This is a genomic window from Catenulispora sp. MAP12-49 (assembly GCF_041262705.1).
Taxonomy (GTDB): domain Bacteria; phylum Actinomycetota; class Actinomycetes; order Streptomycetales; family Catenulisporaceae; genus Catenulispora.
The window spans coordinates 30,160-54,881 of sequence record NZ_JBGCCP010000046.1; the positions used below are offsets into that span (position 1 = coordinate 30,160).

At 71.4% G+C, this 24,722-nt stretch carries 19 protein-coding genes; 5 read left to right on the forward strand and 14 right to left on the reverse strand.

Translation table 11 applies throughout. The annotated features are described in order from the left end of the window. Position 1: 1 nt before the first annotated feature. From ABIA35_RS44040 to ABIA35_RS44080, 9 genes are all read right to left on the reverse strand, one after another. Positions 2-1,966, reverse strand: coding sequence for a hydantoinase B/oxoprolinase family protein (locus ABIA35_RS44040; RefSeq protein ID WP_370361963.1), 1,965 nt, complete (start codon positions 1,964-1,966; stop codon positions 2-4). Continuing rightward, on the reverse strand, positions 1,960-4,080 hold the full coding sequence (locus ABIA35_RS44045) for a hydantoinase/oxoprolinase family protein (RefSeq protein ID WP_370361964.1): 2,121 nt from the start codon (positions 4,078-4,080) through the stop codon (positions 1,960-1,962). The genes ABIA35_RS44040 and ABIA35_RS44045 overlap by 7 nt, the downstream gene beginning before the upstream one ends. Next, positions 4,077-4,973, reverse strand: a complete 897-nt coding sequence (locus tag ABIA35_RS44050; RefSeq protein WP_370340790.1) for a carbon-nitrogen hydrolase family protein — start codon at positions 4,971-4,973, stop codon at positions 4,077-4,079. Before ABIA35_RS44050 ends, ABIA35_RS44045 begins: the two co-directional genes overlap by 4 nt. Before the next feature lie 100 nt (positions 4,974-5,073). Then, on the reverse strand, positions 5,074-5,778 hold the full coding sequence (locus ABIA35_RS44055) for a carbon monoxide dehydrogenase subunit G (protein WP_370361965.1): 705 nt from the start codon (positions 5,776-5,778) through the stop codon (positions 5,074-5,076). Next, complete coding sequence (cutA, locus tag ABIA35_RS44060) at positions 5,775-8,171, reverse strand: aerobic carbon-monoxide dehydrogenase large subunit (protein ID WP_370361966.1); 2,397 nt, start codon at positions 8,169-8,171, stop codon at positions 5,775-5,777. Before cutA ends, ABIA35_RS44055 begins: the two co-directional genes overlap by 4 nt. After that, positions 8,164-8,664 carry a (2Fe-2S)-binding protein gene (locus ABIA35_RS44065; protein ID WP_370340784.1) on the reverse strand — a complete coding sequence of 167 codons (501 nt, stop codon included), beginning with the start codon at positions 8,662-8,664 and terminating at the stop codon, positions 8,164-8,166. The genes cutA and ABIA35_RS44065 overlap by 8 nt, the downstream gene beginning before the upstream one ends. Then, the gene (locus tag ABIA35_RS44070) at positions 8,661-9,503 is read right to left on the reverse strand and encodes a xanthine dehydrogenase family protein subunit M (RefSeq protein WP_370361967.1); all 843 of its coding nucleotides are present in this window, start codon (positions 9,501-9,503) and stop codon (positions 8,661-8,663) included. The genes ABIA35_RS44065 and ABIA35_RS44070 overlap by 4 nt, the downstream gene beginning before the upstream one ends. A gap of 148 nt (positions 9,504-9,651) precedes the next feature. Further along, positions 9,652-11,079: a uracil-xanthine permease family protein gene (locus tag ABIA35_RS44075; protein WP_370340780.1), complete on the reverse strand. Its 1,428-nt coding sequence runs from the start codon at positions 11,077-11,079 to the stop codon at positions 9,652-9,654. A gap of 86 nt (positions 11,080-11,165) precedes the next feature. Then, the gene (locus tag ABIA35_RS44080) at positions 11,166-13,340 is read right to left on the reverse strand and encodes a PucR family transcriptional regulator (RefSeq protein ID WP_370361968.1); all 2,175 of its coding nucleotides are present in this window, start codon (positions 13,338-13,340) and stop codon (positions 11,166-11,168) included. Between the two features lie 62 nt (positions 13,341-13,402). Here ABIA35_RS44080 and ABIA35_RS44085 point away from each other — a divergent pair, with 62 nt between their 5' ends. The 5 genes from ABIA35_RS44085 (at position 13,403) to ABIA35_RS44105 (ending at position 19,410) form a co-directional block, all read left to right on the forward strand. Continuing rightward, entirely contained in the window at positions 13,403-15,025 is a 1,623-nt protein-coding gene (locus ABIA35_RS44085; RefSeq protein ID WP_370361969.1) for an FdrA family protein, read from the forward strand. A gap of 107 nt (positions 15,026-15,132) precedes the next feature. Next, on the forward strand, positions 15,133-16,668 hold the full coding sequence (locus tag ABIA35_RS44090) for a DUF1116 domain-containing protein (RefSeq protein ID WP_370361970.1): 1,536 nt from the start codon (positions 15,133-15,135) through the stop codon (positions 16,666-16,668). Positions 16,669-16,740: 72 nt separating this feature from the next. Next, positions 16,741-17,697: an AEC family transporter gene (locus tag ABIA35_RS44095; protein ID WP_370361971.1), complete on the forward strand. Its 957-nt coding sequence runs from the start codon at positions 16,741-16,743 to the stop codon at positions 17,695-17,697. A gap of 615 nt (positions 17,698-18,312) precedes the next feature. Beyond that, positions 18,313-18,627, forward strand: a complete 315-nt coding sequence (gene mihF / locus ABIA35_RS44100; protein ID WP_370340771.1) for an integration host factor, actinobacterial type — start codon at positions 18,313-18,315, stop codon at positions 18,625-18,627. A 159-nt stretch (positions 18,628-18,786) separates the two neighbouring features. Further along, complete coding sequence (locus tag ABIA35_RS44105) at positions 18,787-19,410, forward strand: DUF1707 domain-containing protein (protein WP_370361972.1); 624 nt, start codon at positions 18,787-18,789, stop codon at positions 19,408-19,410. Between the two features lie 110 nt (positions 19,411-19,520). On the opposite strand, the gene ABIA35_RS44110 is transcribed toward ABIA35_RS44105, so the two are convergent. The 5 genes from ABIA35_RS44110 to ABIA35_RS44130 all read right to left on the reverse strand — a co-directional run bounded on the left by ABIA35_RS44110 (position 19,521) and on the right by ABIA35_RS44130 (position 24,545). Further along, a complete protein-coding gene (locus ABIA35_RS44110) occupies positions 19,521-21,350 on the reverse strand; it encodes an endonuclease/exonuclease/phosphatase family protein (protein ID WP_370361973.1) in 1,830 nt (609 codons plus the stop codon). A gap of 164 nt (positions 21,351-21,514) precedes the next feature. Further along, positions 21,515-22,084: a hypothetical protein gene (locus tag ABIA35_RS44115; protein ID WP_370340766.1), complete on the reverse strand. Its 570-nt coding sequence runs from the start codon at positions 22,082-22,084 to the stop codon at positions 21,515-21,517. Between the two features lie 239 nt (positions 22,085-22,323). After that, positions 22,324-23,256: a zinc metalloprotease HtpX gene (htpX, locus tag ABIA35_RS44120; protein WP_370340764.1), complete on the reverse strand. Its 933-nt coding sequence runs from the start codon at positions 23,254-23,256 to the stop codon at positions 22,324-22,326. A 207-nt stretch (positions 23,257-23,463) separates the two neighbouring features. After that, positions 23,464-23,742 (reverse strand): hypothetical protein, encoded by a 279-nt coding sequence (locus ABIA35_RS44125; RefSeq protein WP_370340763.1) that lies wholly within the window; start codon positions 23,740-23,742, stop codon positions 23,464-23,466. Further along, positions 23,739-24,545 carry a PspA/IM30 family protein gene (locus tag ABIA35_RS44130; protein WP_370340761.1) on the reverse strand — a complete coding sequence of 269 codons (807 nt, stop codon included), beginning with the start codon at positions 24,543-24,545 and terminating at the stop codon, positions 23,739-23,741. The genes ABIA35_RS44125 and ABIA35_RS44130 overlap by 4 nt, the downstream gene beginning before the upstream one ends. Positions 24,546-24,722: the final 177 nt, after the last annotated feature.

Sequence of the window (24,722 nt, forward strand, 5' to 3'; positions counted from 1 at the left end):
GTCACAGCCAATCGCAGTAGGCCGAGGTGGCGCCCTTCGCCAGCGCCGCGAAGCCCGGGCCCCGGTCGAAGAAGGCCACCGACCCTCGGGTCGCGCGCATCGTCTCCCGCAGCTCCTCGGTGGCCTCGGCATCGACATCGAAGCCGGCGTTCGCCCCGAAGCCCACGTTCGCCTCGAAGCCGGTACCCGGCTGGAAGCCGGCCCCGACCGGAGGGCTGCTCGCGCGGTCCAAACCGAAGGCGACCTCGAGAGCGTCCGGCCGTGCCTGTTCGCTCACCGACGCCATCACCACCCCGTAGTCCCGCAGCGCGCCCTCGGCCGAGATCTTCCCCCATCGCAGGTCCCTGACGACCTCCTCGACCGGCCGCTCCAGCGGGTCGCCCCACCCGCCGCCGCCGGTGGTCCGGATCCGGATGACCTCCCCGGCCGACACCGGCTCCGCGTCCGCCAGCGCGTCGACCACGCGCTCGGCGGGCCCGCCGGGGTCGATCACCACCTCGAACGGCCGCCCGGCCCGGCCGCCCTTCACGCCCCAGCACGCCAGGATCGAGCGGTCGGCGATGCTCATGAACTCCGCGTCCCGCAGCATCCTGATCTGCTTCTCGTAGCCCAGTCCGCCGCGGAAGCGCCCCGGGCCGCCGGAGTCCACCGCCAGTCCCAGCTTCTCCACCCGGAACGGCCAGCGCGCCTCGGCGAACTCCACCGGGATGTTCCGCGAGTCCGGCACCACGTGGATGGTGTCCTCGCCGTCGGCGTAGTAGCGCCCGCCGGAGCCGCCGCCGAGCACTTCGCGCATCAGATACGGCAGCCCCTCGGCGTCGGTGCCGTAGACGCCGGTGTAGCGGATGGTCTCCTGGTCGGCGGGCATGCGGCCGTCCACGGCCTTGGCCAGCGCGCCGGAGAGCACGCCGAGCAGCCGCAGGATCACGAACGTGCGCGCGTTCGTCGGCGCGGGGAACACCGGCGTGAGCAGCGTCCCCGGCGGCGGGAAGCGCATCTCGATCAGCGGGACCACGCCCTCGTTCACGTCGAGCTCGGCCATCCGCTCCGGGCTGTCGGCGAGGTTGCGCAGCACCGGGGCCAGCCACTTCTTCAGGAAGTTGCCGTCCGCGTAGTCGCCGCAGTGGTTGATCGGCCCCTTGGCCTGCGGTCCGGTGCCGTCGAAGTCGATGACCAGCTTGCCGCCGTCCTCGGGCAGCTTCGTCACGGTGATCCGCTGGCGGTGCAGCTTCGGCGGGTCGACGCCGTCGTGCTCGGCGTAGTCCTCCCAGGTGTAGGAGCCGTCGGGGATCTTGGCCAGGACCTCGCGGCGGAAGGTCTCGGTGGTCAGGTCGATGATGGCGTCGAAGCACTCCTCGACGGCCCGCCGGCCGTAGCGCGCGAACACCTCGCCGAGCCGCCGCGCGCCCATCAGGCAGGCCGAGCACTCCGCGTCCAGGTCGGCGGCCAGCGAGTCCGGCATCCGGGAGTTCCGGGTCATGATCTTCAGCGCGGCCTCGTTCGGCACCCCGGCGTCCCACAGCCGGATCGGCGGCACCATCAGGCCCTCCTCGAAGACGCTGCGCGCGCCGGAGGGCATCGAGCCCGGGCAGGCGCCGCCGATGTCGTCGTGGTGCCCGAAGGCCTGGACGAACGCGGCCACCGCGCCGTCGTGGAAGACCGGGACGGTGACGCACAGGTCCGGCAGGTGGCCGATGCCGCCTTCGGAGAGGTAGACGTCGTTGTGGAAGAAGACGTCGCCGGGCCGCATCGTGTCCATCGGGTAGTCGCGGACCACCGGATGCACCAGCGCCGAGTAGGACCGGCCGGTGAGCTTGCGCAGGCGGGCGTCGTGGATGCCGACGCGGAAGTCGTGGGCGTCGCGGATCATCGGGGAGCGCGAGGTGCGGGCGATGGCGGTCTCGACCTCGCGCTCGACGGAGGCCAGGGTGCCCTCGACGATCTCCAGCAGCACCGGGTTCAGCACGTGCGGTCCTCCTGCCCCATTGACGAATCCCCCGCCATCGACGAATTCCCCGCCAGCAGCAGATTCCCCCAGCGGTCCACGGTGCAGGTGAAACCGGGGTGCACCGGGACGGTCGAGCCGTACTCCTCGACGATCGCCGGGCCGAGGATCCGGTCGCCCTGCATCAGGGCCCTGCGGTGGTGGATCGCGGTCTCGACGGGTTCGTCGTCGAACCACACCTGGCGCACGCTCACGGGTTCGGGGCCGCCCTGGCTGCGAATGGGCACCTCGGCGATCCTGGGGCGGCGGATCGGGCCGATGCCGGTGACGCGCAGGTTCACCCACTCCACGGTCTGGCGTTCGTCGCCGCGGAACGAGTATCCGTACATGACCTCGTGCGCGGTGTGGAAGGCGTCGACGACGGCTTCGGCGGCCCGCGGCCCGAAGTCCTCGTCGGGGACCGGAACCCGCACTTCGTACGCCTGCCCGAAGTAGCGGAGGTCGGCGCTGCGTTTGAACACCTGCTCCGGGGCGGCGAACCCTTCGGCGTGCAGCGCTTTCGCCGCGGCGGCGTTCAGCTCGTCGAACAGGGCCCGGACCCGGTCCACGTCGATGCGGTCGTGGCGGCGGACGTAGGTCTGGACGTAGTCGTTGCGCACGTCCACGGTGAGCAGCCCGAACGCCGAGACGTTGCCGGGGTCCGGCGGCACCAGGACGCCCCGCACGCCGAGGATGTCGACAAGCCGACAAGCCAACAATGCGCCGGAGCCGCCGAACGCGGTCAGCTGGAAGTCCCGGACGTCCAGCCCGCGCTTGACCGTCACCTGCCGCAGCGCGTTGGCCTGGCTCCACGCCGAGATCTCCAGGATCCCGGCCGCCACCGCCTCCGGGCTCAAGGCCAGCTTGCCGCCCAGGCCGGCCAGGCCCGCGCGCGCGGCGTCGCGGTCCAGCGGCACCTCGCCGCCCAGCAGCCCGTCGGGGATGCGGCCCAGGACCAGGTGCGCGTCGGTGACCGTGACCTCGGTGCCGCCCCGGCCGTAGCAGACCGGGCCCGGGTCGGCGCCGGCCGAGCGCGGGCCCACCTTGAGCGTGCTCTCCGGGGTCAGCCAGGCGACCGAGCCGCCGCCGGCGCCGACCGTGACCACGTCGATCATCGGGATCTTCGACGGGTAGCCGCCGACCCCGCCCTCGGTGGTGACGGCCGGCTCGCCGTGCAGGACCACGGCCACGTCGGTCGAGGTGCCGCCGCCGTCCAGGGTGAGGATGCGGTCGAAGCCGGCGTGCGCGGAGATGAGCGCGGCACCGAGGGCCCCGGCGGCCGGGCCGGACAGGACGGTCGTGACCGGCTGGCGGACCACCTCCTCGGCCGACAGCACGCCGCCGTTCGACTTCATGACGTAGAAGGGCACGCTGCGGGCGTTGTCCGTCAGCGCATCCGTCAACGTATCCAGGCGTTCGCGGATCCGGCCGACATAGCCGGCGACGGTCGGCTTCACCGCGGCGTCGACGAGCGTGGTCATCGAGCGCTCGTACTCGCGGTACTCGGGCAGGACGTCGGAGGATATCGACACGGCCGCCTCGGGGAACTCCGCTTCGAGGACGTCGCGCATCGCTTGTTCGTGTTCCGCGTTGGCGTAGGAGTGCAGGAAGGAGACGCCGATGGAGCGCACGCCTGCCGCCTTCAGGAAGCGTGCGGCCTCCTTGGCGTCGGCGGTGCTGAAGGCGCGCACTTCTTGGCCGTCGGCGTCCAGCCGTCCCCCGACGCCGCGGACCAGGTCGGCCGGGACGATGCGCGGCGGCTTGACCCAGAAGTAGCTGTTGCCGTAGCCGTCGGGGACGGACTGGCGCGCGATCTCCAGCAGGTGCTCGAACCCCGCGGTGGTGACGAAGCCGAGGCTGTCGACCTTGCCCTGCAACAGCTGGTTGGTGGCCACAGTGGTGCCGTGGCTGACCACGGCGATGTCCCGCGGGGCCGCGTCGAGCAGTGTCAGGGCTTTGCGGACGGCGGCGATGAACCCCCGCGATGGGTCGTCGGGCGTGGAGGGCACCTTGCCGGCCACCGAGCGGCCGCCGTCCTCCTCGATCGCCACGACGTCGGTGAACGTCCCGCCGGTGTCGATGCCGATCCGGATCACGCGCCGCCCCCGAGCCGGAAGGGCGTGCGCGCCTCGCGGATCAGGTCCTTCTGGTGCTTGTCCAGCAGGTGCAGGTTGCGCTCGGCGAGGTGGTCGAAGGTCTGCGCGCGGTCCGAGCCGGGTGTCAGGGTCCGCATGGCGTCGGCCGGGTCCAGCCGCGCGGCGGCCCAGCCCTCGTGCGAGGCGGCGCGCGCCACCACCTCGGCGATCGGCGTGACGATCAGCGAGTTGCCGAAGTAGTGCACGCCGGCCGGATCGGTGCCGGTGGCGTTGGCGCCGATGACGTAGACGTGGTTGTCGTAGGCGCGGGCGCGGGTTGTCAGCTCCCAGATATCGGCCGAGCGCAGCAGCGCGGAAGGCCGGCAGATGATCTCGGCACCGCGCACCGCCTGGATGCGGTACAGCTCGGGGAAGTCGCCGTCGAAGCACACGGACAGCCCGATGCGTCCGAGCTCGGTGTCGACGACGGTGACGGAATCGCCGGGCGCGACCCACTGCGTCTCGCCGGGGAACAGGTGCGTCTTGCGGTAGACGCCCAGGATCTCGCCGGCCGAATCGATGAGCACCGCGGAGTTGTAGACGACGCCGCGCTCCTCGCCCCGCTCGTAGGTGCAGTGCACGACATGGACGCCGAGCCGCCGAGCCGCCTGCTGCACCGGCTCGGTGGTGGGACCGGGGATGGGGCTCATCAGGTCCCAGAGTTCCTCGGCCGGAATGCCGGGAGTGAAGCCGGTCGTGACGGCCTCGGGCAGGACGAGCAGCTCGGCGCCGGTCGCACTGACGCAGCGCTCGATGAGCTCGACGGCGCGGTTGAGGTTCTCCGCGACGCTGTTGGCGGTCAGGGGGCCGGGATGCGGCGCGAGTTGGAGGGCGGCTGCGGTCAGAGGGCGCATGTGATACCTCGGTGGTTCAGGGTGTGCGACACAAGGTTTTCCAACGACCGCCTCCGGCCCGCGCCTTCGACATGAAGCGCTCCAGTCTTGCCGCCGGCGCTCATCGAGGCCCCCGTCGGCCGCTCAGGCGGCCCATCAGGTACCCGAGCACCACGCCGCTCAGCGCCGCGGCCGCTCCGGCGAGGGTCGCTCCGGCATTCGATGAGCTCAGCGGTCCGGGCGGCGCCGCGATCGGGTAGGCCGTCACCGGTCCGGCGGCCGGGCGCACCACCGCGGCGGCCGGAACCGCTTCGGTCTGCCGGCCGGCCGCCCCGGCCGCCCCGGCCGCCCCGACCGCTTCAATTGCTTCAGCCGCTCCGGCGCCTTCGCGCGTCAGCAGCCCGTCCATCCCGTGGAAGAACTGCCCCGCGAGCTTGCGGGCCACCCCGCCGAGCATCCGCTGCCCGACGCCGCCGACCACGCCGCCGATCACCGCGTCGGCGTCGTACTCGACGCGGGTGCGGGCGGCTGCTTCGTCGACCAGCAGCATGCGGCACTCCGCCGAGACCGTCCCGGGCGCGCCGGCGCCGGAGGCGCGCAGGGTGAACGAGCGCGGCGCGGCCCGGTCGGCCAGTTCGACGCGGCCTTTGTAGGTGCCCTTGATCGAGCCGACGCCGACCGTGACGACCATGTCGTACACGTCGGGGGCGACCAGCTCCAGCCGCTCGCAGCCGGGGATCGCCGCGGCCAGGGTCCGTGGATCCGTCAGCGCTTCGTAGACCCGCCCCACGTCGGCGTTGAGGACCGCGCTCCCGGAGACCTTCACGCGCTCACCTGTTCCTTCCGCGACTTCCGCGTCTCGTGCAGCTTCCGCAGCTCGTACAGCTCGCTCGGCGAGATCGGCATGCGCCGGACGGCCAGCCGCTCGGCGTCCTCGACCGCCGAGGCGACCGCCGCCGAGGTGGGGATGACCCCGGCCTCGCCGGCGCCCTTCAACCCCAGGGGGTTCACTCCCGACGCCGTGACCATGTGGGCCGTCTGGATGTGCGGCACCTCCGTGGCGAACGGGATCAGGAAGTCCATGTAGGAGGCGTTCACCAGTTGCCCCGCGTCGTCGTAGACGATCCGCTCGTACAGCGCTCCCCCGACGCCCTGCGCGACGCCGCCGTGCACCTGGCCCTCGACGATGCGCGGGTTCACCACCACGCCGCAGTCGTGCACGACGCAGTACCGCAGGATCTTGATATCGGCGGTCTCCGGATCGGTCTCGACCACGACGCCGTGCGCCCCGGCCGCGAACGTCGAGCGCTCCGGCATGTAGTAGCCGATGGCCTCCAGTCCCGGCTCGTCGCCGGTGCCGACGGCCGCGGCGAACTGCGTGGCCGCTTTGGCCGCCTCGTCGAAGGCGTACCGCAGCGGGTTCGACAGCACCGCGACGGTGCGCAGGTCGATCGAGACGGCGGGGTCGTCGCGGCGCCGCACCGTGCCCTCGACCAGTTCCAGGTCCTCGGGGGCGGTACCGCCGCCCAGCGCCGCCGCCGCGATCCGCTTCGCCTTGTCGGCGACCTTGCCGGCGGCGATCGCCACGGCGTTGCCGCTGGTCACGATCGCGCGCGAGGCGAACGTCCCGACCGCGTACTTGAACCGCCGGGTGTCGCCGGTGATGACGGTGACGTCGCCGACGCCGACCCCCAGCACGTCGGCGGCGATCTGCGCGAGCGAGGTGTAGTGGCCCTGGCCCTGGGTGGTGAGCCCGGTGGAGACAACGATCTCCCCAGTCGTCTCGACCTTCACGTGGGCGCCTTCGTACGGCCCCATGCCGGTGCCCTCGACGTACGCCCCGATCCCGATCCCGATCCGGCGCCCCTCGGCGGCGGCCGCGGCGCGCTCGGCCTCGAAGCCGTCCCAGCCGACGAGGTCGCGGATCATCCGCAGCATCGTCGGGTAGTCGCCCGAGTCGTAGATCAGCGGGCGTCCGTCCTGGAACACCAGACCCTGGTCGTAGGGCATCTCCTCGGGCTGGATCAGGTTGGCCTCGCGCACCGCGAGCCGGTCCAGGCCCAGGTATTCGGCGATGGCGTCCATGGTCCGCTCCATCGCGAACACGCCCTGCGGCCGTCCCGCGCCCCGGTAGGGCGTGACGATGACTGTGTTCGTGTACAGCGACGTGAACTCGACCCGGTACGCGCCGACCTTGTAGGGCCCCAGCAACTGCGTGGACGTCACGATCGGCACGATGATGCCGTAGGGCACGTAGGCGCCGTTGTCGTGCCAGATCTCGACGCTGAGCCCGTGCAGCCGCCCGGAGCCGTCGAACCCGACCTCGACGTGCTGCTGCTGCCCGCGCTCGTGGGCACTGGAGATGAAGTGCTCGCGCCGGTCCTCGACCCACTTCACGTCCCGGCCGAGCGTCATCGCCGCCCAGGGCACCAGGATCTCCTCGGGCCAGGGGTGCACGATCTTCACCCCGAACCCGCCGCCGACGTCGGGGGTGATCACCTCGACGCGGTCCGGCGGCAGCTCCAGTTTGGCCGCCACGGCCAGGCGGACGCTGGTCGAGGTCTGGGTCGAGGTGTGGACTCGCAGGGTTCTGTCATCGGCGTCCCAGTGCGCCAGGACGCCCTTGCCCTCCATCGGCATCGAGGCGCTGCGCTCGATCTGCAGGTCGAGCGCCAGCCGGTGCGGGGCTGCGGCGATGGCTTCGTGCGCGTCGCCCTTGCCGTTGGTCTGCACGCTGCGCGCCGCGATGTTGCCCGGGACCTCGTCGTGCACGAGTCGCTGCGCCGCCCTGGCCTGGTCGATGCCCACCACCGGCGGCAGGTCCTCGTACGTGACCACGATCCGCTCGGCCGCGTCCTCGGCGAGGTAGCGGTCGGTCGCGACCACCATGACCACGGCCTCGCCGACGTGGTTCACCTCGTCCTTGGCCAGGCAGTACGGGGTGCGGGGATGGCTGAGGTCGGGGTGCGGGATCAGCAGCGGGAGCGGTTCGGCGACGCGGCCGGGCAGGTCCTCGTGGGTGTAGACGGCGACGAGGCCTTCGACGTCCAGCGCGTCGGTGACGTCGATGTCTGCGATGCGCGCGTGCGCGACGGGACTGCGGACGAAAGCCGCGGCCAGGGCGCCTCGGCCGAGGTCGTCGACATAGCGGCCGTCGCCTCGCAGCAGACGCGGATCCTCTTTACGGACCAACGGTTGGCCGACGAGCTTGTCACTCATGCGGCGCCTCCCGCTCACGCTTGATTTCGGCAGCGCGGAGCACTGCGGCGACGATGTTCTGGTAACCGGTGCAGCGGCACAGGTTCCCGCCGATCGCCTCGCGCGCCTCCTCTTCGGTCGGCTTGGGGTTCTCCTCCAGGTAGGCGGAGATCGTGGTGATGAAGCCGGGGGTGCAGAAGCCGCACTGCAGGCCGTGGCATTCCTGGAAGGCCTGTTGCACGGGGCCGAGTTCGCCGCCGTCGTCGCAGCACCCTTCGACGGTGGTGATCGCGTGGCCGTCGACCGAGACCGCGAAGATGAGGCAGGAGCGGACCGGGACGCCGTCGAGCAGCACGGTGCAGGCGCCGCAGACGCCGTGTTCGCAGCCGAGGTGCGTGCCGGTCAGTCCGAGGTCCATGCGCAGGAAGTCCGCCAGCAGTCGGCGGGCCGGAGCCTCGGCGCGGCGGGCGACGCCGTTGACCGTGACAGTGACCTGATGCAGCTGTTCGCTCACGGCGCCACCGCCTCGTACGCGGCCTTCAGCGATCGCGCGGTGAGGACGCGTGCCAGGTGCCTGCGAAACTCGGCGCTCGCGTGGATGTCGTCCTCGGGTTCGAGCTGGTCGGCGGCGTGTTCGGCGGCGGCGGTCCAGTCGGCGCCGGTCACGTCCACCACCACCGGGACCGGGCCCATCGCGATGAACACGGCCTTCGCGGAGGCCACGGCGCCGGATTCGTCGACCCGGACCGAGGTCCCGACGCCGCACATCGCGTAGTCGCCATGGCGGCGGGACATCTCCCGCCAGTCGGTGCCGGTGCGGCCCCTCGGTTTGGGGAAGTAGGCCTCGACGGCCAGTTCGTCCTGCTCACAGGCCGATTCCATGGGCCCGACGAAGAAGTCGGCCGCCTTGACGACCCGTTCCCCGCCGCGCTCCGAGCGCAGCAGCAGTTCGCCGTCGAGCAGGGCCAGGACGGCGGGCATCTCAGCACACGGATCGGCGTGCACGAGACTGCCGACGGTCGTGCCCCGGTTGCGGATCGTCGGGTGCGCGACCGTCCGGACCGCCTGGCGTAAGAGCGGGACGGCTTCGAAGGCGTGCGTGGCGCGCTCGACGTCCGCGTGCCGGGCCAGCGCGCCGACCCGGACGCCCTCCAGGTCCGTGCGCACGTAGGCGAGTTCGTCCAGCCGGTTCACGTCGATCAGCCGGGCCGGCGCCGTCAGCCGCATGTTCAGCATCGGAACCAGGCTCTGGCCGCCGGCCAGCACCTTGGCGTGCGCACCGTGCTCGGCCAGCAACCGCACGGCCTCGTCGACCGTGTCCGGGCCGTGATACACCACCGGCGGGGGCTTCATGGAGGCATCCTCTTCTCGCCGAAAGGGTCGCGGCGACGTCGACTTCTGCCGAACGCCGCCGCGATCGCTGGCTGAACTTGCCCAAGGAATTCTCACCCCGGGCATGCCGCCGGCGTCCTGCCTGCCTATCGCTGTCACTCCTGCGCTGTCATTCCTGGGCTTGTACCCCGCCCGCAGGACCCGATACGTCCGTTGGGCCGTCCGCGACGGCCGGCGGCGCCTTCAGGTACGCCGGGGCGATGAGCCGGGCCGCGTGGTAGAAGACGATGGTCACGATCGTGCCGAGCGCGATCCCGGACAGGGAGAAGTCGTCGGTGAACTTCAGGCTGGTGTTGCCGATGCCGATGATGACGCCGGCCGCGATCGGGACCAGGTTCAGCGGGTTGCCGAAGTCCACCCGGTTCTCGGTCCAGATCTTCACGCCGAGCAGGCCGATCATGCCGTACAGCACGACGGTGATGCCGCCCAGGACGCCGCCGGGGGTGGCCGCGATCAGGGCGCCGAACTTCGGCGAGAGGCCGAACAGGATGGCCACGAGCGCGGCGACGTAGTAGGCCGCCGTGGAGTAGACGCGGGTGGCGGCCATGACACCGATGTTCTCGGCGTAGGTGGTGGTCGGGGAGCCGCCGAAGGTGCTGGCCACGACGGTGCCGAAGCCGTCGGCGGCGATGGCGCGGCCCATGTAGGGGTCCAGGTCGTCGCCGGTCATCTCGGCGACCGCCTTGACGTGCCCGGTGTTCTCGGCGACCAGCGCGATCACCGCCGGGAGCACCAGCAGGATGAACGCCCACTTGAACTCCGGGAAGTGCCAGCCGGCGACCTGGTGCGCGCCGGTGCCGCTGGTCTTGTCCGGGAAGCCGATCCACCGGGCGGACTTCACGCCGTCGAAGTTCACGCGCCAGTGCGTGGTGTCGTGGCCGGCGCCGGAGTCGTAGGACGTGATCCTGCCGAAGATCCGGTCGACGATCCAGGACAGCAGGTAGCCGAACACCAGCGCGACGAAGATCGCTATCCGGCCGAGGAACCCGCGGGCGCCGACCATTATCCCGATCGCGAACACCATGGTGATCAGCGCGATCCACTGGTCCTGCGGCCAGTAGACGTCCGCCACCACCGGCGCCAGGTTGAAGCCGATCAGCAGCACCACGGCCCCGGTCACCACCGGGGGCAGCACGGCGTGGATGACCTGCGCGCCGAGGAAGTGGACCAGGACGCCGACGGCCAGCAGGACCGCGCCGGCGACCAGGATGGCCCCGGTGACCTGCTGGTCGTCGCCGCCCTGCGCGCGGATCGCGGCCACGGCACCGACGAAGCTCGCCGAGGTGCCCAGGTAGCTGGGGATCTTGTTCTTGACGATCAGCAGGAAGCAGATCGTGGCGATCCCGCTCATCATGATCGCCAGCTGCGGATTCAGGCCCATGACCAGGGGGAAGACGAAAGTGGCGCCGAACATCGCGACGACATGCTGCGCGCCCAGGCCCACGGTGCGCGGCCAGGACAGGCGCTCGTCGGGGCGGACGACCGAGCCCGGTGGTGGAGTCTTGCCTTCGTATGCGACCCGCCAGCCCAATCTCATGGGGCGGACTGTAGCCACGGTGTGACGGGGGTCACAAGTACTGGTGGGTTACCAACTTTGCAGGTCGCGCCATTGCCCGGCCCTGGTCACAGACCTCGCATATGAAGAATGCGGAGCGCGACCGACAGATCCAGCCGGAGATCGGGCCGCTCCATGAAGGGCCCGACGAGGCGTTCGATCTTGCCGATGCGGTACCGCAGGGTGTTGTAGTGGAAGTGCAGGCGGCGCGCGGCCTCGGCGACGTTCAGGTTGGTGTCGAGCAGCACCTCCAGGGTGGCGCGCAGGTCCTCGGCGTCGGGATCGCCGTCGGCGGCCAGGCCCTTGAGCGTCTGGCTGGCGAAGTCGCGCAGCTCGTCGGGGTCGGGGACCAGGGAGAGCAGGCGGTAGACGCCGAGGGCGTCGAAGTGCGCGACCGAGCCGGGACCGTTGAGGCGGCGTCCCATGCGGACCGCTCGGCGCGCCTCCTCGTAGGCGGCGGGCAGGTCGGCGACCGCCGCGACCCGGCGGGAGACGCCGGTGGAGAAGGTGCGGCGCCCGCCCCCGCCGGTGCCGGAGACCTCCGCGATCAGGCTCCTGACCAGGTGGTCGGGATCGTCGCCGGTCTTCAGGACGACGACCACCTCCTGGTTGAAGCCGGCCACCGCGTTGGTGCGGTCGCGCGAGGCGACGACGGTCTGCCAGGCGGCGGCGAAGCGCTCGCGGGCGGGGCGCAGGGCGTGCTGGGAAGCGGGGAGGACCGACTGGCCGGGGTCGAGTTCGGCGACGAGGACCACCAGGTGGCGGGGGTCGGGGTTGGGGACGCCGGGTGCGCGGGCGGGGCCCGAGCCCGCGTGGGCCGAGCCGGTGTGGGCGCCGGTTGCCTGGCCAGGACCCGAGTGCGCGGACCCGGCGTAGAAGCCGCCTGCCTGGCCGGAGCTGGCGTGGGCGCCGCTTGCCTGGCCGGATCCTGCCCAAGCGCCACCTGTCCGAGCGGAGCCGGCGTAGGTGGTGTTCGCCCGAGCCCCGCCTGCCTGAGCGCCGCCGCCCGATGCCCGTCCCGGACCGATGTCCCAGCCCAGCGTCGCGGCGTGGGCGGCGGCCGACTGCGGGTCCTCCAGCCGTCCGGTCAGCAGGTCCCTGAGGAAGTCGGCGCGGTACTTGTCCTCCACGGCCGCCACCGCGAGCTGCTTGACCACGGCCAGGGCGGCGACGGTGGCGGCCCGTTCGAGCGCGGCGAGGTCGGCGGCGTCGAAGGCCCGGCGCCCGGCGAAGGCGACGAGGCGGCCGTGGTCGACGCGGCCGGCCAGGATCGGGACCAGCGCGTGCTGGGTCCCGTGGTGCGCGGTCAGGCCGGGCTGCTCGGCCTCGGTGCGCAGCCGGTGGCAGGTGTCGGGACCGGCCGCGGCGTCGAAGCAGGGCAGGTCGCGGACGGCCTCGGCGCCGCACTCGGCCAGGATGCGGCCGTCGGGCGTGGTGACCAGCACCGGGCCGCCGAGGATGTGCGCGAGCTCGGCGGTGAGCTCGGCCAGGCCGCCGCCTTCCAGCGCGATCTGCGCCAGCGAGCGGTGGACGTGGTCGGCCCGGGCCAGGACCGCGGACTGGCGGTCCAGGACGTCGGACAGGACGTCGGTGAGGATGTCGTCGAAGGCCACGCCTTCGGGCAGCTCGATCACCGGGAAGCCCAGCGCGTCGGCGGCGGCGAGCAGCTCCGGCGGGAGGCCGCCGAGGTAGCGGTGGGGCTTGATGGCGATCGCGGACAGGCCGGCGCGGTCGAGGTCGCCGATCAGCTCGGTGAGCGGCGAGGGCGAGTGGCGCAGCGGGTAGCCGGTGGTGAGCAGGAGCTCCTTGGGCTTGACCCACGGGAGGATGTCCGGGACCTCCATCACGTTGACCCGCTCGACGACGCGGCCGTGGCCGGCGTGGCCGGCGACGATGCGGGCGCCGGCCAGCGCGGGCAGGGCCAGGGCCTGGGTGACGGTGAGGCCGATGGGGGTGGCGCCGACCGGTGTTCCGCGGTCGGCGGGCCTGGTTCCCGGGGTCGGTCCCGAGGTCGGTCCCGCGATCGGTCCCGTGGTCGGTCCTGGAGTCGGTCCCGCGATCGGTTCCACGGTCCGTCCCGCCGTCGACGCCGCAATCGGTTCCACGTCCGCCTCCACCTCCGGCTCCGTCATCGGCCCCGTCATCGGCTCCGCCACCCGCCGTCCCCCGTTCGCCTCGGCCGCCTGGCTTGGCGATGTGGATATCTGCGAAGCTCTGGCGCCGTCCTTGTCAGGATTGCCCATGCCCGGACAGTAGCCCCGAGGTCTAGCGTCGCGACAGGCCCTCGCGGAAAGGATCGATGCCGGTGTCGGTGCCAGTGGGAGGCGGACCGGTCGAACACGTCGAGGTTCGGCGCGGTGAGTACCACGACTCGGTGACCCTGATGCTCGCCGGCCGCGCGGTCGGCGGGGTGGCGGGCGTCGAGCGCGTGCTGGTGGCGATGGCGACGGAACTGAACGCCGCGCTGCTGGCCGAACTGGGCTACGCGGCGCGGCCCGAGGCCGGCCCCGGCGACCTGATCGTGGCCCTCACCAGCGACGACGAGGCCTGCCAGACGGCGGCGCTGCACGCCCTGGCGGACGCGCTCACCCCGGCGGCCCCGCTGGTTTCGCCGGACGGACAGCCCGGAGGCTCCATCACAGCCCCCGGACACTCCGGCCCGAACCACCCCGCCCCGCGCACCACAGCCGCCGCACTAGGCCGAACGAGTGCACCCATCACCCTGATTTCCACCCCGGGCCTTGCCTCCGTCGCCGAAGCCATGGAATCCTTGGAAAACGGCGCATCACCGATCATTTTCAGCGATAACATCCCGATCCACCACGAAGTGCGCCTCAAAGAAGAAGCACGACGACGCGGCCTGCTGGTCATGGGCCCCGACTGCGGCACCGTCGTCCTCCACGGAACCGGCCTGGCCTTCGCGAACATCACGCGCCCGGGCCCGATCAGCCTCGTAGCAGCCTCCGGCACCGGCGCCCAAGAACTCATGGCGCTCCTCGACGCCGCGAACACCGGAATCCACCACTGCCTCGGCGTGGGCGGCCGCGACCTGACCGAGCAGGTGGCGGGCCGCTCCACCCTGGCGGCGCTCACAGCACTCGCCGAAGACCCGGAAACAGAACTCATCGCAGTGGTCTCCAAACCACCGCACCCCGCCATCGCGACCCGCATCCAAGAACACGCGGCAACCCTCGGCAAACCAGTCCACTTCGCCTTCGTGGGCACCGAGCACCCCACCCTGACCGAGTCGGCGGAACGGATCCTGACCGCCCTCGGCAGGGAGGTGCCGCCGGCCTGGCCGCAGTGGGCGGGAGCCGAAGATGCCGCGGAAGGCCGGGCCCCGACGGTCCGCGGGCTGTTCAGCGGCGGAACGTTGCGCGCCGAGGCAGAGGTGGTGCTGACGCGTGCCGAGGCTGAGGTGGCGTTGACGCGTGCCGGCGGGCGAAAGATCGACAACGGAAAATCGGGTGGGTGGGGGGCGGGGGAAAGCAGAGAACCGCAGGAAAGCACAGAACCGCAAACCGCCCCCTTCACCTTCGACCTCACCGACTTCGGCGACGACACCTACACCCGCGGCCGCCCGCACCCGATGATCGACAACACCCTGCGCCTGCGCGCCGTGGCCGATGCCGCCGACGACGCCGGGGTCGGCGTGTTGCTGCTCGATGTCGTGTTGGGCCGGGGCGCGCACGCGGATCCGGCCGCCGAGATCGCGGCGGCGATCGCTGCCGCGCGGGAGCGGCGGCCGGAGCTGGCCGTGGCGGTCTCGGTGTGCGGGACGGCCGGGGATCCGCAGGGGTTGGCTCGCCAGGCCGAGGCTCTGGCCGGGGCGGGCGCTTGGGTTTTCCTGTCGAACGCCGAGGCTGCGGGGGCGGCTGCGCGGCTGGCCCTGAGCGGGCTGCCGGACGGCGCTGCTGAGCGGCCCTGATCCCTGGGGCCGATCCCTGGGCCGATCACCTGGGCCGCCGATCATCTACGCCGATCACTACGACTGTCAGGACGTCGATGTCACTGCTCGAAGAATCCGGTCTCGCGATGTCTGAAGCCACCGACCCCTCGATCGCCCGCCTCGCGCCCACGCACGTCGTCGCGGCGGGCGTCGCGGGCTTCGCCGACGATCTCGCGGCGCAGGGGGTGCCGGTGACGCGGGTCGACTGGCGGCCGCCGCCGGTCGGGGCCGAGGGTGATCTCGCCGATGTCGCGGTGGACCGGCGGCGGGCCGAGGCGAACGCGCTGGCGGTGCGGCGGATGCTGGCGGCCGGGTGCGAGTTGGTGGACGTGCGGCCGGCTCGGGAGGTGCTCGGGTTGGCGGCGGGGCAGTTCCTGCACGCCGGGCCTCCGATCGGGTGGGGGCGGGCGTCGGGGCCGATGCGGGGCGCGTTGATCGGGGCGGCGCTGTTCGAAGGGCTGGTCGAGACGCCGGAAGAAGCTGAAGCCTGGTTCGGCGCGGCCGGCGACGGCGACGGCGACATCGGCATCGACATCAGCCGCGCCGACGGCCGCGACAGCAACACCGCCAAGACCGCCGCCAAGACCTCCGCCAAGCACTCCAGCACCACCACCGCCCCCGAGCTGGCCCCCTGCCACCACCACGGCGGCGTCGGGCCGATGGCCGGCGTCGTCTCGCCCAGTATGTGGCTGTTCGAAGTCCGGGATCCGGTCGGCGGCGGGACCTCGTGGTGCAGCCTGAACGAGGGTCTCGGCAAGGTCCTGCGATACGGCGCGTTCGGGCCGGAGGTCGTCGAGCGGCTGCGGTGGATGGCCGGGGTGCTGGGGCCGATGCTGCAGCGGGCCGTGCGGCGGCGGGGGCCGGTGGACGTGAAGGCCGTCGTCGCGCAGATGCTGCACATGGGCGACGAGGGGCACAACCGGAACCGGGCCGGCACGCTCATGCTGCTGCGGGAGTTGCTGCCGTCCTTGATCGAGGGCGGGGAGGACGGCCGGGAACTGGCCGATGTGGTGCGCTTCGTCTCCGGGAACGACCACTTCTTCCTCAACCTCGTGATGCCCGCCTGCAAGCTCGCGGGGCAGGCGGCCTCGGGGATCGCCGGGAGCACGGTGGTGACCGTGATGGCGCGCAACGGGACCGATTTCGGGATTCAGACCTCGGGGACCGGGGACCGCTGGTTCACCGCGCCGGCGAACACCCCCGAAGGGCTCTTCCTCGCCGGCTACGGCCCCGAGGACGCCAATCCCGACATCGGCGACTCGGCCATCACGGAGACGGCCGGAGTCGGCGGCTTCGCCATGGCGGCCGCGCCGGCGATCGCGCGGCTGGTCGGCGGGACGGCGGCGAGCGCGGTGGCGACCACGCGGCTGATGTACGAGATCACGCTGGCCGAGAACCCCGCGTTCACCGTGCCGGCGCTCGACTTCCGCGGCACGCCGACCGGGATCGATGTCAGCCGGGTCGTGCGGACCGGGGTGCTGCCGCAGATCAACACCGGGATGGCCGGCCGGGTGGCCGGGACCGGGCAGGTCGGCGCCGGGTTGGTGACGCCGCCGATGGAGTGCTTCACGCAAGCACTCGGCGCGCTGGCGGAACTCGCCCGGGCGGACGAAGAAGCGTAGCCCCCGAACCCGCACTGCGATCCCTACCACACCGCCCGCAACCGCAATCCCCCGACTCGGTACGGTGGCGCCGTGCTCAGCGCCTTCATACCCATCTGGTTGCTCACCGCCCTCGGCTACCTCACCGCCCGGTTCAACCTCGTCGGCGCCGGGGCGGCGGATGTGGAGGCGGTGCTGGGGCGGTTCGTGTTCCGGGTGGCGATGCCGGCCTCGCTGTTCGGGATGCTGGCCAGATCCGATCTGCACGCGCTGGCCAACACCTCGATCGTGGCGTTCGGTGTCAGTTCGCTCGCGTGCTGTGGGCTCGGGCTGGCCTTGGGTACGCGCGTCTTCAAGCGCGACGTCTCGAACGGTGCCGTGGTCGGGATGGCGTCCGGGTACGTCAACTCCGCGAATCTGGGCATCCCGGTGGCGATTCAGGTGCTGGGAAACGCGGTCTTCCTGTCGACCGTGATCCTGTTCAACACCGTGCTCGTCACGCCGATCGTGCTGACGCTCATGGGGTTGCGCGGCGAGGCTTCGCCGGGGATGCGGCAACGGTTGCGGAGCATAGCGTTGCTGCCGGTACACAATCCGATCATCATCGCCTCGGCGCTCGGGGCGCTGGTCTCGGGGACGCACTTCCACGTGCCGGCGGACGTCAGCAGCGCGCTCAGCCTGCTCGGCGGGGCGGCGGTGCCGATCGCGCTGATAACGCTCGGTATGTCCCTGCGCGTCGACAAGGCCGCGGCTCCGGTTCTCGGCGAAGAACGGACCAAGAAGTCCCTTCTCGCCGAAACCACCATATCCATCGCCCTGAAGACCGCCCTGCAGCCGGTCCTGGCCTACCTCCTGGCCTACTACGTCCTCGACCTCCCCGCGCACGACGTCCTCGCCGTCACCCTCTGCGCCGCTCTGCCCACAGCGCAGAACGTGTTCATCTATGCGAGCGAATACGCCCTCGACACCGTCTTCGCCCGCAATGCCGTGATTTTCTCCACCGTCGCCTCCATGGCGGGCCTGTGGACGGTCGCCGCGCTTCTGAAGTAGGGCCGCGGGTCACCGGTTCGGGTGAATGCGACCAGAGCGGCCAATCGTCGTATTTACGCCACATGACCTCCCCCGGGACCCTCTCCGTGCGGGCCGCCCCGCAGGCCCTTTCGGACCCATCCGCGGCCTCCCACACCCGGGGCGCGTCTCAGGCCCCTCAGCGAGCCCTCTGGAGCCGCGCAGCGACCCGCCGCGCCGGCTCGGGCGGCCGGTTCGCGACGCGCCGGCGGGGCGCCGGGCGGGCGACCGGAATGCTTGATCTGCACCTTTCGCAGGGCTCGGAGGCTTTCGCGCGCTTGGCGAGCAGTGCTTGCGGAGTGCGTGTCGCGCGGGTCCGCAATGGCCCAGCGTGACTCCGGCTACCCGCCGGGTGTCGGTCTCATGCCTCGTTCGGGTCAATGACACCTGTGCCGCGGATCACCCGCACGTTGGTCACCAATGAGACGCTTTCGCCCGATTCGGGGCCCCCTCCGCCGGCCTCGAACGGCCTCACCTCGGCCGACATGGGACGCTTCCCCCACCCCTGAGCTGTGATCTGTCGCCGGGATCCGCCATTATGGGCCACGGCTCCGGCGCCGTCGCGGGCCGTGACCGTACTAGGCAAGGAGAAGTTCCATGGCTCTTCCGACACTGACCCCCGAGCAGCGCGCGGCCGCTCTGGCCAAGGCCGGGGAAGTGCGCCGTGCCCGTTCGGAGATGCTGGCCGACGTCAAGGCCGGGAAGCTGTCCCTGAAGGCGGTGCTCGACCGCGCGGCCAAGGGCGAGGAGATGGTCAAGAAGACGAAGGTGACCGCCCTCATCAAGTCGCTGCCCGGCTACGGCCCGGCCAAGGCGGCCAAGCTGATGGCGGACGCGGAGATCGACGAGAACCGCCGCATCGGCGGGCTGGGCGACCGGCAGCGCCAGGCGCTGCTCGCCGCCACCGCCTGACCCGGACTCCGTTCCGGATCCGCATCCGGGCGATCTCCGCACGGCGCAGCCGGCCGTCCCTCGGGGCGGCCGGCAATGCCGGAACGGCGCACCGCCCGGATCAACCCCGCACGCCCGCTATGAGGCGCCCGACGGCGCTTGTGGGCTAGCGTGGGGAGCATGACGGAGCAGCCCGACCTGCGAGCCTCGCACGCGGACCGGGACCAGGTCGTCGAGTGGCTGCGGATCGCCGCCGGTGACGGCCGGCTGTCCGCCGAGGAGCTCGACGCCCGGCTGGAGTCCGCGCTGACCGCGCGCACCCTCGGGGAGCTGGCGGAGCTCACCTCCGACCTGCCTGTGGACCCGGCCGCGGCCAGCAGCCCGGGCATCGGGGCGGCGCCGGCCAAGGACGTGCTCGTCATCGAGCAGAAGGGCGGGCAGTACGCCCGCACCGGGCCCTGGGTGGTCCCGGGCCGCATCGAGCTGCGGCCGAAGATGTGCGACGTCATCCTGGACTTCACCGATGCCGTCATCAACCACCGGACCCTGCGGATCGACGCCGACATGCGCCTCGGCAAGCTGATCATCATCGCCGGGCCCGGCATAGAGCTCGACATCGACAACCTGACCCTGGCCTTCGCCAAGGTCCGGCTGCGCGGGGACCGCGGGGACCGCAGCGACCGCCGGCGGCGTTACGGCGCCGATCCCTCGGATGTCCGGCCCCTGCGGATCGAGATCGTCGGCACCCTGAAATACGGCAAGCTCATCGAGCGGCGGGCCCGGCGACGGCGCTCAGTACGCTGATCAGCCGGGCTGGGAAACCTCAGTGGCTCAAGGATTAAGGGACAATCCCTAACATCCGCCGCGCTCAGAACTTCAGGTCGGACCCGCTCAGAACCACAGGTCCGGCCCGCTCAGAACTTCAGGTCCGCCTCGATCGGCCGGTGCGCCTGCTTGGACCCCACCGCCGGGAGCACGACGCTGGCCACCGGCTTGAGCCCGCGGGTCAGCACGTCGTCCAGCCGCACCACCGGGAACGTCGCCGGCCACGTGAACCCGAACCCGGACCCGGCCTTGGCCTGCGCCGACACCAGGCCGGTCGCGGAGGCCAGCAGCGGGCGGATGGCCCGGTCGGTCTGGGCCACGTCCAGGTCGCCGACCACGATCAGGTTCGGCGAGGTCTCGGCCTGCACGTCGTCCACCAGCTGCTCCAGCGCGTCGCCGCGGGCGGTGCCGAAGCCGTCGTGCGACAGCGAGGGCTGCGGCAGGTGCACGGCGTAGACCGTGGCCTGCCGGTTCTGGCCCAGGTCGACGGTGAAGCGCAGCAGTCCGCCGAACTCGCCGGAGGTGCTGTTGACCGCCGCGAAGCCGCTCTGGCCCTGGTCGGCCGGACGGCCGCCGAGGTCCACCGGCTGCGGGGCGCCGATCGGGAAGCGCGACCAGACCACGAACTCGTACATCGCGATGTGGTAGCCGTAGCGCGCGGGGACCGCCTGGTCGGCCAGCTGGACGTTCTTCGACAGGCCCTGCAGCACGACGATGTCGGCGCCGCGCTGCTCGGCCAGTTCGGCCACGCCCGACAGGTCGGGGGTGCCGTCGTCGACGGCCGAGACGTTCTGGCTGAGGACCCTGATGTCCCCCGGCGCGGTGCCGCCGGAGCGCAGCAGCGTCGAGCCGAAGCTGCCGGCCCAGACGGCGCAGGTCAGCAGCGCGATGCCGATGGCCCACTTCTTCAGGCTCAGCAGGGCCGCGGGCAGCGCCAGCAGCAGCGGCGCGGCGGTCCAGGGCAGGAAGGTGTCGACGAGCGAGCCGAAGCCCATCACGTCGGGCAGCCAGCGGTGGCCGACGAGCACCGCGAGGATCAGGAGGCAGACGATGATGGTCAGGAGGGCTATCTGGCGGCGGGCGCCGGGCCAGTGCGCGTCCTCGGCGTCGGCATCGGCGTCGATAAGAGCGCCGTTGCGGGTGTCGGCCCTCTTGGTGGCCGTGTCAGTGGCCTCGGCGACGGCCCGCTCGGTCTCGGCCTGGACGCTCGTCGTCGCAGGGAACGAGGACCCGGCGGCGGGGACGACCGGGGTGAGGCTGGTGGGCGCATCGTCAGCAGGCGCAGGCGAGGGCGACGCAGGCGGGATCGCCGCATCGACCGGACGGGCCGGAGCAGGCAGGGCGAGCATGGGACGGTGCACCGACGCGGAAGCGATCGTGTCAGCAGGCTCCGACACGGCGGGTGCGACGGATCCAGCGCCTGCGGGAGCCGGCTGCTCCGGAACGGCAAGCGGCGCGGGCGCAGTGGACGCAGTGGGCAAAGTGGGCGCAGTGTCCCCGGCGGAATCCGGCTTCGTAGGCGCGGTAGGACCGCTGGGACCGGCAGGCGCGGCGACCGTCCGGAACGGCGTCGCCGGGCTCTCCCGCCGCTGGGTCGGCACCCCTGCCGGCTTCCACGTGGCGCTGGCCTGATCCGCGGCCGAACGGATGATGTCGCTGATCGCGAACACCGGCGCCGCGACAGCCACCGCGGCGACCGCAGAGCTCTGCTGAGCCGGGTTGGCGGGCTCCGCGACCGCCGGCGCGGTCTCCCCGGATATCGGGGCGTCGGATATCGGAGCGCCGTCGGCCGGGCCCTGCCCGCCGCCGTCCTCCGAAGCCCCCACAGCCGCCCCCTGGCCCTTCGGCCCGTCGCCGTCGGTCGAACCGGCGCCGACGCCGGATCCGGCCGAACCGGCCTGAAGTTGATCGAAACGCAAGTCTTCTCGTCCGCTCGCCGTGACCAGACCCGACCGTCGCGTGCCCGCTGTCCGCCGCGTGCACGGGCAAAGGCTACTACCAACAGCGGGGTCGTTCGGTCACGGTCCGGTGACTAGAGCAACAACCGTGTCACAACTTCCTGAGACAGCCAACCTGTTTACTTCTACAGCCCGGGAGCTCCCCACACCGGGAACCAGCGGCTCAGGTCCTGCTCCAGACGCAGGTCGTTTCCCAGCAGGGCCTTGATCTGCAGTTCCAGCGCGCCGTCGCGCTGCTCGCCGGCCTGGGGCGCGAAGGGGTAGAAGGTGCCGCGCTTGTAGAGGTACACCAGGGCCAGGCGGCGGTCCCGGTCGTCGGTGAAGGAGACCAGGGAGCACAGCAGCTGCGGGCCGAAGCCGGTGTCCTGCAGCGAGCTGTTCACCGCGTGCAGGTCGGTCACCAGACCCGCGGTGTCGTCGGGCTCGTGGTGCGAGACCAGCCAGGTGTAGCCGTAGGAGTCGTCGCGGGCCTCGACCTTGGGGCCGTTGCCGGCCGCCAGGAGCGTGGTGATGTCCGACTCGACGTCGTCGAAGGCCCGGCCCTCGGCGCGCTTGAAGCACACCGAGCCCAGACCCGTGGGACGGAAGCTGGTAGCCGCCTGCAGGGTCAGGGCTGCCGAGGGCAGGCCGAAGAGCTGGTCGAGGTCCGGCTTGACCGGCTTGGTCCGACCGAGCAGCGTGTCCAGGAATCCCATGGCTACCAGCTTGCCTTGTCCGCGGCGGTCCCCGCGGGAGGTCCCGCGGTCCGTTCGCTTATCGTGATCGTCTTGTGCAGATCCCCGTGACTAATGGGGTTTCTTCCCGATGCGGGCATGCGCGACGCCTGTCGGACGCATTCAGCTCGCATGCTGGGAAGCTTCAGGTCCGACAGGCGCGGGGTCTGCCGAGGGTGCGCGGCGACGAAGGGCTCTGCGTCCGCGGGTACCGCCGGGGGTCAGCGGCCGATCTCGACGGCCAGCTTCGCCAGCTTCTCCTGGCGGACCTGCAGGGTCGGGTGGGTGGCGAACAGGTTCGACACGCTCGCGCCCTTGATCGCCGGGGTGAAGAAGAAGGCGTTGAACGCCTGCTGCTTGCGCAGATCCTGGGTCGGGATCATGGCCATGTCGCCGGTGATCCGCTGCAGCGCGTTGCTCATCGCCGACGGGTTGCCGGTGAGCAGGGCGCCGGAACGGTCGGCGGCCAGCTCGCGGTACCGGGACAGGCCGCGGATCAGCAGGAAGGACAGCGCGTAGGTCAACCCGGAGACGATCAGCACCGCGAACAGCACCGCCGCCGGACTGTCGTCGTCATCCCGGTCGCGGCCGCCGGAGAAGCCGCCCCACAGCCCCATCTCGAAGGCGATGCGGGTGATCAGGCCGGACAGGATGCCCAGGAACGAGGCGATGGTCATCACCGCGACGTCCTTGTGCGCCACGTGCGAGAGCTCGTGCGCCAGCACGGCCTCCAGCTCGCGGTCGTCGGGCAGCTTGCGCATCAGGCCGGTGGTCGCGCAGACCACGGTGTTCTTCTGGCTGCGCCCGGCCGCGAAGGCGTTGGGCACGTCGGTGTCCACCAGGCCGACCCGCGGCTTGGGCATGTCGGCCAGCGCGCACAGCCGGTCCAGCACGGCGTGCAGCCGGTGCGCCTCGGCGGAGTCGTTCGGCTGGACGATCTTGGCGTTCATCGAGAACAGCGCGATCTTGTCGGACAGGAACCACTGCGCGAAGAAGAACGCGCCGATGGCGATGATGATGATCGCGAGCAGGCCCTTCGGGGCGAGGGCCACCGCCACGCCGATCGCGGCGACGTAGACCAGGCCCAGCAGGAACATCACGATGACCATCCGCGATGTCAGCTGCCGGTCCGGCGCGAAACGGGTCCTTGCCACTGGAGGTCTCTCCCTGTCGGGCGTCAATCAACCTGTGGACCGACCGGTCGACCGGTCCGTTATCCGATGCAACGCGAAAGGCACTTGAGAGGTTCCCCTCGCCGGCCGCCGGAGAGCCGAAAGAGACCGCCGCCACACCGGAGCCGGGATGGCGTCCGGGGCGGCGGCGGTCGGGACCAGCGGGGGTGGTGCGTCCGTCCGGGTGGCTCAGCCGGGGATGAGGCCCTCTTCGGACATCATCGCCTCGACCTCGTCCAGCGTGGAGTCGGCCATCGGGAGCACGAAGTCGCTCTCCACGAGCCGGTCCAGCGGGATCGGGGTGCCGATCTCGCGCACCCGGGCCAGCAGGGTGTCCAGCGCCTCGCGGAACGCCGCCTCGTCCTTGGCCTGGCAGGTGTCCAGGACCTTGGTGTCCAGCTCGTTGAGCTCGTCGATGGCGCTGTCCGGGACCTCGAGCTGGCCCTCGGTGAGAATGCGGACGATCATCGCGCCTCTCCCTCCTTGCGGACCTCCTCGGCGTCCGAGACGGCGTCGTTGGACGCGTTCCCGACGTTCTTGCCGGCCTCGATCTGCTTGGCCGACGGACCGCCGGACAGCTCGCGCTTCATGGCCTCGAGCTGGTTGTCGACGTCCGAACCGGAGGACAGGCGCTCCAGCTCGGTGGTGATGTCGTCCTTGGCCATGCCGGTCGGGTCGTTGAGCGCGCCGGAGGCCAGCAGCTCGTCGATGGCCGAACCGCGGGCCTGCAGCTGCAGGGTCTTGTCCTCGGCGCGCTGGATCGCCATGCCGACGTCGGACATCTCCTCGGAGATGCCGGAGAAGGCCTCGCCGATCCGGGTCGTCGCCTCGGCCGCGGTGTAGGTGGCCTTGATCGTCTCCTTCTTGGTGCGGAAGGCGTCGACCTTGGCCTGCAGCGACTGGGAGGCCCGGGTGAGCTTCTCCTCCTCGGTCTGCAGCTGCGCGTACTGCGTCTGCAGGTCCGTGATCTGCTGCTGGATGCCGCCGCGGCGGGACAGGGCCTCGCGGGCCAGGTCCTCACGGCCGACCTCCAGCGCCCGGCGGGCCTGGGTCTCGTGCTTGTCCGACTGGTCCTGCAGCTGCTTCATCTGCAGCTCCAGGCGCTTGCGGGAGGTGGCCACGTCGGCGACGCCCCGGCGCACCTTCTGCAGCAGTTCCAGCTGCTTCTGGTACGAAAGGTCGAGCGTCTCGCGCGGGTCCTCGTACTTGTCCAGCGCCTTGTTGGCCTTGGCCTGGAAGATCAACTTCATGCGCTTCATGACGCCACTCATGGGCTCTGCCGCGCCCCCTTCAAGTCCTCATGTGTCCGACGGGACCCGCCGATGCGAATCGCCCTGAATGTCGTCCAACGATGCTGTCCTGGTCAGGACTTACCATACGGCGCGCCACCCCTTCACGGCACCTACTGAAGGTCATGGCTTCGCGGTGCTGAACGTCATGGCGATGAC

Excerpts from the sequence above, each read along its gene's own strand:
- ABIA35_RS44125 (WP_370340763.1), bottom strand. The coding sequence starts at position 23,742 with ATGATCGTCCGCATTCTCACCGAGGGCCAGCTCGAGGTCCCGGACAGC.
- ABIA35_RS44070 (WP_370361967.1), bottom strand. The coding sequence starts at position 9,503 with ATGAAGCCCCCGCCGGTGGTGTATCACGGCCCGGACACGGTCGACGAG.
- ABIA35_RS44115 (WP_370340766.1), bottom strand. The coding sequence starts at position 22,084 with ATGGGATTCCTGGACACGCTGCTCGGTCGGACCAAGCCGGTCAAGCCG.
- ABIA35_RS44105 (WP_370361972.1), top strand. The coding sequence starts at position 18,787 with ATGACGGAGCAGCCCGACCTGCGAGCCTCGCACGCGGACCGGGACCAG.
- ABIA35_RS44130 (WP_370340761.1), bottom strand. The coding sequence starts at position 24,545 with ATGAGTGGCGTCATGAAGCGCATGAAGTTGATCTTCCAGGCCAAGGCC.
- ABIA35_RS44075 (WP_370340780.1), bottom strand. The coding sequence starts at position 11,079 with ATGAGATTGGGCTGGCGGGTCGCATACGAAGGCAAGACTCCACCACCG.
- mihF (WP_370340771.1), top strand. The coding sequence starts at position 18,313 with ATGGCTCTTCCGACACTGACCCCCGAGCAGCGCGCGGCCGCTCTGGCC.
- ABIA35_RS44090 (WP_370361970.1), top strand. The coding sequence starts at position 15,133 with ATGTCTGAAGCCACCGACCCCTCGATCGCCCGCCTCGCGCCCACGCAC.
- ABIA35_RS44080 (WP_370361968.1), bottom strand. The coding sequence starts at position 13,340 with ATGGGCAATCCTGACAAGGACGGCGCCAGAGCTTCGCAGATATCCACA.
- ABIA35_RS44050 (WP_370340790.1), bottom strand. The coding sequence starts at position 4,973 with ATGCGCCCTCTGACCGCAGCCGCCCTCCAACTCGCGCCGCATCCCGGC.
- cutA (WP_370361966.1), bottom strand. The coding sequence starts at position 8,171 with ATGAGTGACAAGCTCGTCGGCCAACCGTTGGTCCGTAAAGAGGATCCG.